General features: G+C 69.0%; 9 protein-coding genes. 4 read left to right on the forward strand and 5 right to left on the reverse strand.

The window, feature by feature from the left end:
• Positions 1–25 precede the first annotated feature (25 nt).
• Genes ACWAT3_RS12635 through ACWAT3_RS12645 form a run of 3 tightly spaced genes read left to right on the forward strand, consistent with a single transcriptional unit; the run spans position 26 to position 6,121 of the window.
• Positions 26–1,546: a glycoside hydrolase family 43 protein gene (locus tag ACWAT3_RS12635; RefSeq protein ID WP_460798912.1), complete on the forward strand. Its 1,521-nt coding sequence runs from the start codon at positions 26–28 to the stop codon at positions 1,544–1,546.
• A complete protein-coding gene (locus ACWAT3_RS12640) occupies positions 1,543–4,335 on the forward strand; it encodes an alpha-L-rhamnosidase (RefSeq protein ID WP_460798914.1) in 2,793 nt (930 codons plus the stop codon). The genes ACWAT3_RS12635 and ACWAT3_RS12640 overlap by 4 nt, the downstream gene beginning before the upstream one ends.
• A gap of 31 nt (positions 4,336–4,366) precedes the next feature.
• Positions 4,367–6,121, forward strand: coding sequence for a DUF5605 domain-containing protein (locus ACWAT3_RS12645; RefSeq protein WP_460798915.1), 1,755 nt, complete (start codon positions 4,367–4,369; stop codon positions 6,119–6,121).
• Between the two features lie 65 nt (positions 6,122–6,186).
• On the opposite strand, the gene rhaS is transcribed toward ACWAT3_RS12645, so the two are convergent.
• The 4 genes from rhaS to ACWAT3_RS12665 are packed head-to-tail and all read right to left on the reverse strand — an operon-like array spanning position 6,187 to position 10,836.
• Complete coding sequence (gene rhaS / locus ACWAT3_RS12650; RefSeq protein WP_460798917.1) at positions 6,187–7,233, reverse strand: rhamnose ABC transporter substrate-binding protein; 1,047 nt, start codon at positions 7,231–7,233, stop codon at positions 6,187–6,189.
• Positions 7,234–7,262: 29 nt separating this feature from the next.
• Entirely contained in the window at positions 7,263–8,300 is a 1,038-nt protein-coding gene (locus ACWAT3_RS12655; protein ID WP_460798919.1) for an ABC transporter permease, read from the reverse strand.
• On the reverse strand, positions 8,297–9,322 hold the full coding sequence (locus ACWAT3_RS12660; RefSeq protein ID WP_460798921.1) for an ABC transporter permease: 1,026 nt from the start codon (positions 9,320–9,322) through the stop codon (positions 8,297–8,299). Before ACWAT3_RS12660 ends, ACWAT3_RS12655 begins: the two co-directional genes overlap by 4 nt.
• Positions 9,319–10,836 (reverse strand): sugar ABC transporter ATP-binding protein, encoded by a 1,518-nt coding sequence (locus tag ACWAT3_RS12665; protein ID WP_460798923.1) that lies wholly within the window; start codon positions 10,834–10,836, stop codon positions 9,319–9,321. The genes ACWAT3_RS12660 and ACWAT3_RS12665 overlap by 4 nt, the downstream gene beginning before the upstream one ends.
• Positions 10,837–10,990: 154 nt before the next feature.
• On the opposite strand from ACWAT3_RS12665, the gene ACWAT3_RS12670 reads away from it, so the two are divergent.
• Positions 10,991–11,998, forward strand: coding sequence for a LacI family DNA-binding transcriptional regulator (locus ACWAT3_RS12670; protein ID WP_460798925.1), 1,008 nt, complete (start codon positions 10,991–10,993; stop codon positions 11,996–11,998).
• 21 nt (positions 11,999–12,019) lie between these two features.
• On the opposite strand, the gene ACWAT3_RS12675 is transcribed toward ACWAT3_RS12670, so the two are convergent.
• Complete coding sequence (locus ACWAT3_RS12675) at positions 12,020–13,282, reverse strand: LCP family protein (protein WP_460798927.1); 1,263 nt, start codon at positions 13,280–13,282, stop codon at positions 12,020–12,022.
• Positions 13,283–13,285: the final 3 nt, after the last annotated feature.

The following is a 13,285-nucleotide window of genomic DNA, read 5'->3' on the forward strand; positions in this document are numbered from 1 at the left end:
CCCCTCGACCTCAAGGACCGCGCGAATGACCACGCTGTACAATCCACTGATCAACGGCTTCCATCCCGACCCCTCGGTCGTCCGGGTGGAGACCACGGACGGACCCGAGTGGTTCCTCGCCACATCGACTTTCGAGTACCTGCCCGGCATCCCGATCCATCGGTCCCGTGACTTCGAGACGTGGGAGCTCATCGGCCACGTCGCCGTGCGCCCCGGACAGCTCGCCGTCGAGGACGTCGCGACGGCGGGGGGAGCGTGGGCGCCGACGCTCCGGCACCGGGACGGCATCTTCCACCTGGTCATCACGGACGCGATGGGCCGAGGGATGCTGCACTTCACCGCGACGGATGCCGCAGGCCCGTGGAGCGACGGCGACGTGATCCTGAAGCAGGACGGATCGGCATCCCTCGACGGCATCGATCCGGACATCGCCTGGGACCGTGACGGGAACGTCTACGTCACGTTCTCGGGGCTCATCCTCGGCGGCGACGACATCGGTCAGCATCTCGGTATCCAGCAGGTGAAGGTCGACCTGGACCGGCGCATCGCCCTGGAGGCGCCGCGGTCCGTGTGGTCAGGCACCGGAGGGCAGTTCCCCGAGGCCCCGCATCTCTACGAGGTCGACGACCGCTGGTACCTGATGATCGCCGAGGGAGGAACCGAGCGCGGTCACGGCGTCTCGATCGCACGGGGAACGTCGCCGGAGGGGCCGTTCGAGACCGCACCGCAGAATCCGCTCGTGTCCGCACGATCGACGACCCGACCGGTGCAGAACACCGGTCACGGCGACCTCGTGGTCGGCCCGGGCGGCGACTGGCTGTGCGTACTGCTCGGAGTGCGCCCGCGCAGCATGACGCGCGCTTTCTCGGCGCTGGGACGCGAGACGTTCGTGACCCCGGTGCGCTGGGAGGAGGACGGCTGGCCGGCGATCGACCCGGTGCTGCTGAACCCGCGCGCGGGCACCAGAGTAGAGATCTCGTTCGCGGACGCTCCCCAGCTCGATCACGAATGGATCGCGGTCCGTGCCCTGCCGGGCTCGCTCGCGGAGCTGCGCGACGGCGCCCTCGTGCTGCACGGCGACGGCCGTACGCTGGACGATCCGCGCCCGGTCTTCGTCGGCCGTCGCCAGGAGCACCTCACGAACGCCGCCACCGTCCGCATCGACGTCAGTGCCGGGATCGGTGGTCTCGCCGTGCGCTACGACGAGCGGTTCCACGTCGAGATCGAGGCCGGAGACGGTGCGCTCATGGCCCGCGCCGTGGTCGGCGACCTCGTTCAGGAGTGGACCGCCCCTCTGACATCCACGACGCTGGACCTGCATCTCGATTCCCGTCGCCCGGATGGCGATCGCGGCCTGCCGCGCACGAGCGACGTGCTCCACCTCGGCGCGACGGTCGACGGCGAGCGCATCGATCTCGCGCAGGTCGACGGCCGCTTCCTCTCCTCCGAGACGTGCGAGTCGTTCACCGGCAGGGTCATCGGCGTCTATGCTCGCTCCGGCGACGTCGCCGTCCGAAGCTGGGTCGCCGAGGGAGACGACGAATGACGGATGCCGCGGTCACCGCCCCTCGCATCGCGACGCTGCGCGCCGAGCTCCGCGACGACACGTCGTTCGTCGCGACGTCGCGTCCGCGCCTAAGCTGGACCGTCGCCTCCGACGCCGATTGGCAGCAGGCCGCCGTCGATCTCGCCGACGGCACGACAGAAGTCACCCTCGACGGTCGTGAGAGCGTCCTGGTGGCATGGCCGTTCGCAGCGTTGGATCCCGGCGAGACCCGAGAGGTCCGCGTGCGGGCACGCGCGCTCTCGGGCGCCGTCACCGCGTGGAGCGAACCGCTGCGCATCGCGGCGGGCTTCCTCGCCAGGGACGAGTGGGTCGCCCGGCCGATCGGTCTGGCCGACCCCGACCGTGAGGCGCAGCCGGCCGTCGTCCGCACGGCGTTCCATATCGACCGGCCGGTCACCCGCGCACTGTTGTTCTGGACCGCGCTCGGCGTCGCCGAACCCGAGGTCAACAGCATCCCGGCATCCGAGGACGTGCTGTCCCCCGGATGGACCGCGTACCGCGACCGGCTCGTGCACGAGACCGTCGACGTCACGGCGCACGTGCGCACCGGCGAGAACGAGTTGTCGGCGACGATCGCCGGCGCCTGGTACACCGAGAAGTACGGCTTCTTCACCTTCACGAACCGGTTGTACGGCACGCAGCCGTCGTTCCTGGCGCAACTGCGGGTGACCTACGCCGACGGCGCGAGCGAGACCGTCGCCGCCACAGGCACAGGGTGGGAGGCCGCCGGCGACGGGCCGATCGTCGACAGCGGCATCTACGCCGGCGAGCACCAGGACCTGCGACGCACGGCATCCGTCTGGGCGCCAGCGCGGGTCGGGGCCGCAGCGCTCCCGGGCTACGAGAACGTCCCCGTGCCGGAGGCGCGCATCGCACCTCCGGTGCGTCGCATCGAGAGCCTCCCGGTCGCGGCGGTGATCGAGACGCCCTCGGGTGGACGGATTCTCGACTTCGGTCAGAACCTCGTCGGGCGTCTGCGGATCCGGACGCGCGGGCAGGAGGACGCCCGGCTGGTCGCCCGGCACGCCGAGGTTCTGGAGAACGGCGAACTCAGCATCCGTCCGCTGCGCAATGCGACGGCCACGGCGACGTTCGACCTGTCGGGCGCCGACGACGTGCTCGAGTCGCGCTTCTCGTTCTACGGCTTCCGCTATGCGGAGCTGTCCGGCGTCGACGTGGACCCGGCGGATGTCGAAGCGGTTGTGCTGCACACCGACATGGTGCGGACCGGTTCGTTCGCGTCCTCCGATCCGCTCATCGACCGCCTGCACGAGAACGTCGTGTGGGGCATGCGCGGCAACTTCCTGTCGATCCCGACCGACTGCCCGCAGCGCGACGAACGCCTCGGCTGGACGGGTGACATCCAGGTGTTCACTCCGACCGCGAGCTTCCTCTACGACTGCGACGGGTTCCTGACCTCCTGGCTGCGCGACCTCGCCCACGAGCAGCGGCGCTCCGACGGCTCTGTGCCGCTGGTCATCCCGGCGGCGCTTCCCGCGTTCGGCGGCGGCGGACCGACCGCCGCATGGGGCGATGCCGCGACGGTCGTGCCGACGGTGCTGTTCGAGCGATTCGGCGACCTCGGCGTGCTCGCCGACCAGTATCCGAGCATGCGCACGTGGGCGGATGCCGTGCTCGCCGTCGCCGGCGACTCGGGCCTCTGGGCCGGGCAGATGCAGCTGGGCGACTGGCTGGACCCGTCCGCCCCGCCGGACAAGCCCGGTGCGGCGAAGGTCGACGGCGACATCGTCGCCTCGGCGTACCTCGCGCGCTCGCTGCGGCAGGTCGCCGATGCCGCAGCGCTGCTCGGACACGACGCGGATGCCGCGGAGTACGGTGCACGCGCCGAACGCAGCCGTGCGGCCTTCGTCTCGGAATATGTGACGCCGTCCGGCCGCATGATGAGCGACGCGCCCACCGCGTACGCGCTGGCGCTCGAGTTCGGTCTCGTCACCGACGCGGCCCTGCGCCAGGCGCTGTCCGACCGGCTCGCCGACCTCGTGCGGGAGGGCGGGTACCGCATCGGCACCGGATTCGTCGGGACTCCGATCGTCACGGACGCCCTCACGGTGGGCGGGCATTTCGCGGAAGCCGAACGTCTGCTCACCCAGACCGAGTGCCCGTCCTGGCTGTATCCGGTCACCATGGGGGCGACGACCGTGTGGGAGCGGTGGGACAGTCTGCTGCCCGACGGCTCGGTGAACCCTGGCGAGATGACCTCGTTCAATCATTACGCGCTCGGCGCCGTGGCCGACTGGCTGCACCGCGTCGTCGCCGGCATCGCTCCGGCGGCGCCCGGATACCGCGCCCTGCGGATCGCACCGCAGCCGCTCTCGACGCTCGATCACGCAGCTGCGCGGCATGTCACGCCATACGGCGAAGCCTCGGTGGCGTGGCGACGGGAGGGCGCCGAGATCGTCGTGTCGGCGCTCGTGCCCGCCAATACGACGGCGGCTGTCGCTCTGCCAGGGAGCGACGAGTTCATCATCGGCTCCGGTCGGTTCGAATGGCGGTTCGCCGCGGCATCCACGCCGGAGACAGCCCCGCTCCCGGGACTGGAGGCCGCGCTTGCGGACGTCATCGACGACCCGCGCGCTTACCGTGCGCTGATCGACACCGTCGCGGCCTTCGACCCGGAGCGCGCCGAGGCCGTGCGCCGCGACACCCTCTGGGGGCGGGGGCGCACGGTCAGCGGTGCCCTCCTATTCACTCCCCCTCACGTCCTCGCGGACGTCGACGCGGCGATCCGCGCCGCGACATCCGCCTGACGCCCTTCCCATCCCACGAGACGGAGACACCATGTTCGACCGCCGTTCCACCTTCGGTGAAGCCCTCGACCACCAGGACGCGCGCGCCATCCTCGAGAAGCTGATGCCCGGCATCGCCGCCTCCCCGATGGCGACGCAGTACCGGGACGGACGTCTGGGCTCGCTCGTCGCGTTCGTCCCCGTCCTGGAGGACCCGGACGAGCAGCAGAAGCTGTGGTCCGCCCTCGCCGAGGTCGGCGACGGCGTTCAGCGCGCACCGTACGCGACGGCGATCGCCCCCGATCCGGCCTACGAGGACGACACCATCACTCCGGCATCCGCGTCGGTGCGCCTGCCGGAGCCGACCCCGCGCTGGGACGTGCTCGAGGTGCGCCTGGACGGCCCCTCGCACGGCAACCCGTTCGTCGACGTGGAGCTGGATGCCGTGTTCACACGTCCCGACGGCACCGAGGTGCGCGTCGGCGGCTTCTACGACGGCGACGGCGTGTACCTCGTCCGAGCGCTGGCGGATGCCGAGGGTGCTTGGTCCTTCGTCACCCGATCGACCGCACGGTCGTTGGACGGCGTGACCGGCATCGCAGAGGTGATCGCACCCCGCGAGGGCGTGCACGGCCCCGTCAGCGTGGACGGATTCCACTTCCGGCATGCCGACGGCACCCGGCACCGTCCACTCGGCACGACCGCCTACGCGTGGACGCATCAGCCGGAGGACCTGCAGGAGCAGACTCTGGCGACGCTCGCCGAGGCGCCGTTCACGAAGATCCGCATGTGCGTGTTCCCGAAGTCATACCTGTACAACGCGAACGAGCCTGCCGATTTCCCATTCGTCGGTTCGCTTGCGGACGGGTTCGATCTGGAGCGGTTCGATCCGGCGCACTTCCGGCGGCTCGAGCAGCGCATCGCCGATCTCGGTGCGCTCGGGATCGAAGCGGACCTCATCCTGTTCCACGCCTACGACCGTTGGGGCTTCGCCGATCTCGGGCCGGCCGTCGATGAACGCTACCTGCGCTACGTCGTTCGACGCCTCTCGGCTTTCGCGAACGTGTGGTGGTCGATGGCCAACGAGTACGACCTGCTCTGGGCCAAAGACACCGCCGATTGGGAGCGGCTGGCCGAGATCGTGGGCGAGGAGGATGCGTTCGGGCACCTGAACTCGATCCACAACTGCCGCCCGTTCTACGACTACTCGAAGCCGTGGATCACGCACGTGAGCGTGCAGCGCGTCGACGTCTACCGCACGGCCGAGAACACGGACGAGTGGCGCGAGCGCTGGGGCAAGCCGGTCGTCATCGACGAGTGCGCCTACGAGGGCGACATCGATCAGGGCTGGGGCAACATCACCGGGGAGGAGATGGTGCGCCGCTTCTGGGAGGGCGCGGTCCGCGGCGGCTATGTCGGCCACGGCGAGACGTACCTGCCGGAGGCGCTCGGCCTGGAGGACGAGACCCTGTGGTGGTCGAAGGGCGGCGTGCTGCACGGCACCTCCCCCGACCGGATCGCGTTCCTCGAGAAGCTGCTGGCCGAGGCGCCGGACGGCGTCTGGGACCCGCTTCCCGGCGACTGGGACGTGCCGTGGGGCGGCGTCGACGGCCGGGTCAGAGTCGGCTATTTCGGGTTCAACCGGCCCCGGTTCCGCAGCCTGCTGCTGGCCGAGGGTCAATGGGCCGTGGACGTGATCGATACGTGGAACATGACGGTCGATCGTCTTCCCGGAGTCCACTCCGGGTCCCTGCGCGTCGACCTGCCTGGACGGCAGTTCATGGCGGTGCGGCTGACCCGCGTCTGAGCCGGCTCGCCGCCCATGCTCGCTCCCCCTCGCTCGTTGAGCGAGGGGGAGCGAGCAGGTGCGACTCAGAAGTCGAAGTCGCCGATGTTGTCCGCGTCGAACACGAACGGGTCGCCGAGCAGCACGACGCCGTCGGCGCCGACCTCGTACTCACCGAGCTCGCCGGCCTCGAAGGTGTCGCCCTCTTCGCCGGTGATGTCGCCCTGGATCAGCGCCGCAGCCGCGTACGCGGACAGGTAGCCGAGGTCCTCCGGGTTCCACAGCGCGAACGCCGTGACGGTGCCGTCCTCGACGTACTCGCGCATCTGGTTCGGAGTGCCGAGTCCGGTCAGCGCGACCGCGCCCTTGTAGTCCGACGTCGACAGGTAGCGCGCGGCCGCCGCGATGCCGACCGTGGTGGGCGAGATGATGCCCTTCAGGTTCGGGTGCGTCTGCAGCAGTGCCGCCGTCTTGTCGAACGACGTCTGGTCGTCGTCATCGCCGTAGACGGTCTCGACGAGCGTGATCTCCGGGTACTCGCTCGCGACGTACTCCTCCATCAGGTCGATCCAGGCGTTCTGGTTGGTCGCGTTGGCGGATGCCGAGAGGATCGCGACCTCGCCGGCTCCGCCGATCTGGTCGGCGATCAGGTCGACCTGCACCTTGGCGATGCCCTCGGCATCCGCCTGGTTGATGAACAGGTCGCGGCAGTCCGCGTTCGTGTCGGAGTCGAAGGTCACGACCTTCACCCCGGCATCCCGAGCCTCGTTGAGCGCGTCGCAGATCGCCTTCGGGTCGTTGGCCGAGACGACCAGCGCGCCGACGCCCTGCTGCGTCGCGGTGTTGATGTAGCTGACCTGTGCATCCGGCGTCGCCTCCGCGGGGCCGACCTCGGCGAACGTGCCGCCGAGTTCGTCGACCGCCGCCTTGCCACCCGTGCTCGAGGTGTCGAAGTACGGGTTTCCGAGGTTCTTGGGCAGGAACGTGATCGTCAGGTTGTCCGAGCTGCCGCCGGATCCGCCGCCGTCACCCTCGGAGCCGCCTCCGCCGGTGTCGGCGCACCCGGACAGCACCAGGGCTGCGGCGACTGCCACGGCAGCGATGGCCGTGACGCGCTTGCGTGCAAACTTCATTGTTCTTCCTAACTGTTGTTCGGTTGATTTCAGGACGTGGCTGCGATGCGTGGCGGTCCGACCCGTGCGCGCACGCGTTCGGCCCAGGCGAGGATGCTGGCGGCGACGACCGAGAAGATCAGCAGTCCGCCCGTGATGATGTTGATGACGTCGCTGGTGACCCCGGCCAGTCGCAGGCTGCTGCCGAGCACACCGATCAGGAGCACGGCCGCGACGACGCCGTGCAGGTGCCCGCGTCCGCCGAAGACGGAGACGCCGCCGAGCACGACCGCCGCGATCACCTGCAGTTCGAGGCCGGTCGCGTTATCGCCTCTGGCGCTGCCGAATCGCAGCGTGTAGAAGATCCCGGCGAACGCGGCGACGACGCCGGCCAGCACGAACAGGAGGAACTTCGTCCGCTCGACGTGCACTCCCGAGAAGCGCGCGGCGTCCTTCGACAGGCCGATCGCGTAGATCCCGCGGCCGAACGGCGTGAAATGCAGCAGCACCACGAAGATCGCGAGCAGGATCAGGAACGGGATGACGATGTACGGGATCGTGGTGCCGGCGATCTTGGCCTTCGCGAGATCGGTCCACAGCTCGGGGAAGTCCGTGACCGCTGTGGTGCCGAGCAGCCCGACCGCGAGCCCGCGGAACAGCGCCAGAGTGCCGATCGTGACCGCGAGCGACGGTAGCCCGACCACCGTGACGAGGAAGCCGTTGAACGCACCGCCGACGACTCCGACCGCCAGCGCGGCGAGTGCGGCGATCTCGAACGGCGCCCCGGCCTGGGTGAGCACGCCGGTCACCACGCTGGCAAGGCCGACCATCGAGCCGACGGACAGGTCGATCTCTCCGGTCACCATCACCAGCGTCATCGGCAGCGCGACGAGCAGGATCGGCGCGACGTCGAGCAGCAGATAGTTGTACGTGATCGGCTGTCCGAACCCGCGGATCGTCGTGGATGCGACGACGATCACGAGGGCGAGCAACCCGATGATGGCGAACTCGCGCGTGAGGAGCACGCGCCGCCAGAGTGGACGGTCGTAGTCGCGGATGACGCGCGGCGTCGAAGTGGTCGCGGTCATGATTCGTCCCTCGCCTCGATGAGCCGGCGTTTCTGTCTCACCGCGAGCACCCGGTCCAGCACGATCGCTCCGATGATGAGCACGCCGACGACGGCCCGCTGCCAGAAGTCTGGGATGCCGAGGATCGGCAGCGCCCTGTTGATGGTCATGAGGAGCATGGCGCCAATGGCCGCGCACCACACGGAGCCGACACCGCCGGTGATCGCGATGCCGCCGATCACGGCCGCGCCCACGGCATCCAGTTCCCATCCGGAGCCCGCCTGCGAACTGATCGATCCGTACCGGGCGGCGTAGAACACGCCGGCGAGGCCGGCCAGCGCGCCGGACAGGATGAATGCCGTCAGCACGCGGCGTGTGACCCGCAGACCGTAGAGTTCGGCCGCGGCCGGCTCCGAGCCGATCGCGTAGTACTCCCGGCCACTGCGCGTGTTGCGCATGTACCAGGCGGCACCCGCCAGCACGATGACCGCGACGATCGTGAGCACCGGGACGGTGAGGATCTGCTGGGTGCCGAGCGCGAGGAAGTCCTTCGGCATGTCAGACGGATTCACCCGGTCGCTGCCGGTCCAGAGGACATTGATGCCGCGATAGGCATACAGCGTGCCGAGCGTGATCACCATCGCCGGCACCTTCGCGAAGGCGACGAGCGCTCCGTTGATGAGACCGAGCACGGCGCCGAACAGGACGGCTGCGAGCACGACGAGGATGATCGGGATGCCGGGGATGTCGATGAACAGTCGCCCGGTGAGGTACGCCGTCAGGCCCATCACCGAGCCGACGGACAGGTCCACGTTGCGCGTGATGATGACAATGGCCTGGCCGACCGCCACGAGCACGAGGATCGACGGTGTCAGCAGCAGATCGCGCCAGCCGTCGCTGGAGAACAGGAAGTTCGGGTTCTTGATGGTCGCGGCTGCGACGACGAGCACGAGGGCGGCGAGGATGCCGAGTTCGCGCGCGCGGCCGACGCCGCCGAAGCTCTTGCGCACCGCGAAGTCAGGTGCCGGGGCGATCGCGGTCACGAGTTCACCTCCGCGGCGTGCGTCGCGGCGAACATGACGTTCTCGCTGGTGGCCTCGGCGCGGTCGATCTCGGCCGTGATCCGGCCCTCGCGCATCACGAGGACGCGGTCGGCCATGCCCAGCACCTCCGGCAGCTCGGACGAGATCATCAGGATTCCGCGCCCCTCACCGGCGAGCTGCGACAGCAGCCGGTGCACTTCGGACTTGGTGCCGACGTCGATTCCTCTGGTCGGCTCGTCGATGATCAGCACCTTCGGGTCGGTGGCCAGCCATTTGGCGAGGACCACCTTCTGCTGGTTGCCGCCGGACAGGGTCGCTGCGACCGTGTCGAGCGCGTGGGTCTTGACCTCGAGCCGGGATGCCCATTCGCGGGCGGCCCTGTTCTCGATGCCCGTGGTGATGAGCCCCCATCGCGCGAGGCGCCTGCGGATCGCGAGGGTGATGTTTCCGCCGACCGCTGCGTCGATCACGAGTCCCTGCTTGCGACGGTCCTCCGGGACGAGCGCGAGTCCTGCCCGCATCGCCTCGGTGGGGTTGCGCTGCGGGACCGCTCTGCCCTGCATTCGCACCGTCCCCTCCCGGTAGCCGTCGACGCCGAAGACGGCTCTGGCCACCTCACTGCGTCCGGCGCCGACGAGACCGGCGAGCGCGACGATCTCCCCGGCGCGCACGGCGAACGAGATGTCATGGAAGAGGCCGGGGCTCGTGAGCCCCTCGACCTCGAGCAGCGGGTCGCCGACGACGGCATCCTGCTTCGGGAAGAGCTCGGTGATGTCGCGGCCGACCATCTGGCGCACGAGCTCGTCGACGGTCGTGTCCGCGATCGGCGTGGTCGCGATATAGGCGCCGTCGCGCATCACGGTGACGGTGTCGCACAGGGCGAAGACCTCGTCGAACCGGTGCGAGATGAACAGCACCGCGCGGCCCTCATCGCGCAGGCTCCGCGCGACGGCGAAGAGCCGGTCCACCTCGACACCGCTCAACGCCGCTGTCGGCTCGTCCATGATGAGCACGCTGGCATCGAGCGAGATGGCCTTCGCGATCTCGATGATCTGCTGATCGGCGATCGACAGGCCGTCGGTGACGCGGTCGGGGTCGAGCGCGACCCCGAGACGGTGGAAGATCTGCTCGACCTCGGCGCGCATGGCCTTGCGGTCGATGCGCCCGAAGCGGTTCACCGGCTGGCGGCCCATGAAGATGTTCTCGGTGACGGACAGATCCGGGAAGAGAGTCGGCTCCTGGTAGATCACCGCGATACCAGCAGCCTTCGACTGCGCGGTGCTGGAGAAGTCTACCGGTTCGCCGTGCAGACGGAAATCGCCCGAGTCCCGGCGGTACAGCCCGGCCATGATCTTGACCAGTGTGGACTTGCCCGCGCCGTTCTCGCCGATCAGTGCATGGATCGAGTGCGGCTGCATCGTGAGGCTGCCGGAGCGGAGGGCGATCACCGGCCCGAAGGACTTCACGACGCGATGCAGCTCCAGCGCGGCGCCGGGTGGGACTTCTGCGGTCACAGGCGTGTCCTCTCCTTCGAGGTCGAACGATTCGTACGAGATGAACCATACATGAATCGATTCAGGCTCGTTTCAGCTAGTGTATGGGAGACCGGTCGAAGAGCAATACCTTCGCGACCGAACTGTGACCCACCCGATGGCGAGAGGAGACCAGATGCCGATCAGCATCCGCGATGTCGCCCAGCGCGCCGGAGTGTCGGTCGGCACGGTCTCGAACGTCCTGAACCGTCCGGACGAGGTCTCAGCCGATTCGGTCGAACGCGTGACCAGAGCCGTCGAGGAGCTCGGCTATGTGCGCAACGACGCAGCGCGAAAGCTGCGGGCCGGCGTCAGCACGACGGTCGGATTCGTCGTGCTCGACGGACAGAACCCGTTCTACAGCGACGTCGTGCGCGGCGCGGAGGACGAGGCGTCCAGCCACGGCATCGCGATCCTGTACGGCAACACCGACGAGGACCCCTCCCGCGAGAAGGTCTACCTCGATCTCTTCCGCGAGCAGCAGGTGCGCGGTCTGCTCATCGCCCCGTACGGCGATGTGATGACGCAGCTGCGCCGATTCCGCTCCAGCGGGATCGCGACCGTGCTCGTCGACCGGTTCAGCGCCGACAGCGGCTTCTCCTCGGTGTCGGTGGACAGCGTGGCGGGCGGGCGCCTCGCGATCGATCACCTCATCGACGCGGGGCGACGACGGATCGCGTTCGTCGGAGGACCGTTCGACATGCGCCAGGTCACCGACCGCCTGGCCGGAGCGAGAGCCGCGGCCGAGAACGCCGCGGTCCGCGTCGACCTCGAAGTGATCGCCACGGCGGCCATGACGGTCGAAGAGGGAGCCGCCGCCGGCGCACGGCTGCTGACTCGGCCTCGGCGGGAGTGGCCGGACGCCCTGTTCGCCGCCAACGATCTCGTGGCACTCGGGCTGCTGCAGTCGCTGGTCTCCGGAGGCCGGATGCTGGTGCCGGACGAGATCGCCCTCATCGGGTTCGACGACATCCCGTTCGCGGCCGCAGCCGCCGTCCCGCTGTCGTCGATCCGTCAGCCGAGTCGCATGATCGGGCGCACGGCGCTGCGGATCGTTCTGGAGGAAGCGGCGGATCCCGCCAGCATCCCTCGGCAGACCGTCTTCCCGCCGGAGCTCGTGGTGCGCCGCTCGACCACCGGCTGAGCATTCTCGAACCGCGACGGGCTACTCCCGGACGTTGCCGTTCGAGCAGGTCGTCTGAGCGGCGGAGTTTCCCTTGATCGTATTGGGAAGCGCGGCCACCGTCTCGGAAGGCACGGGGGTCTCGGTCGTTCCCGGGTCTGCCGTCTCGGTCGGAGTCGCAGGATCCGTCGGCGCCGGCGTCTCGACGATGACACCGTCGTTCTCCGTGTTCTCGTGCGTCACCTGCAGCTGCTGGTTCGCGTTGACCGCGTCCCACATGACCTGAGCGGTGTCCCGATCGGGGACGACCCGATTCGCATTGTTCGGGTCCTCCACAGTCGGGTACTGCAGGAAGACGATGTCCTCGAACGGCACGTCCTTCACGGCGAGCGCGATCTGCGCGAGCATCATCGGGTTCTGCAGCGAGGTGCTCGGAGTGACATTGCTCAATGCGGTGTCGGCGAGCTTCAGCATCGTCGGCACGTCGCCCAGCACCTCGGAGCTGATGAGCTTGCGGGCGAGCGACGACATGTACTGCTGCTGGTTGCCGATGCGCCCCAGGTCGCTGCCGTCGCCGACGCCGTGGCGCGTGCGCAGGAACTGCAGGGCCTGCAGGCCCTGGACCGTATGCGTGCCGGCCTCCAGATCCAGGCCTGTGTACTTGTCCTTGATGCCGCTCGCGAGGCACACATCGACCCCGCCGATGGCGTCGGTGATCTCGATCACGCCGCCGAAGGTCACTGAGGCCGCGAACTGGATCTCCTGACCGGTGAGCTCGGTGATCGTCTGCGCGACGCAGTTCAGGCCGCCGTACGAGAAGGCGGTATTGAGCTGCTGCTTGCTCATCGCGGAGGTCTCGTTGCCGTTCTCATCCGTGCAGGACGGGATCGGCAGCATCGTGTCGCGGGGGAAGCTCACCGCGGTGATGCGGCGCGGCTCGTCCGAGACGTGCAGGAGCAGGTTGACGTCGTTGAGCGTCCCCTCGGAATCCGAGCCCTCGCACCGCTCTCCGAACAGGTGCGCGTACTTCTCCTCGCACGTGTCCACGCCGGTGAGCAGCAGGTTGAACCCGCCCTCGAACTCGGCGATGTCCGGCGGGATCGACTCCTGGCCCTCGAGCTCCACGGCGTTCGCGGTGAAGCTCGAGAACAGCGTGGTGCCGACGTAGGCGGCGACGCCCAGGCCGCTGACGAGCACGACGGCCATCGCGACGCCGATGATCTTCAGCAGCTGGGACGCGGCGCTGGGGCTGCGCAGCTGACCGTGACGGGCGACGGTGCGACGACGGGGGGTCTTATCGCTCACTCG

It is taken from the genome of Microbacterium sp. GXF0217, from assembly GCF_054798195.1.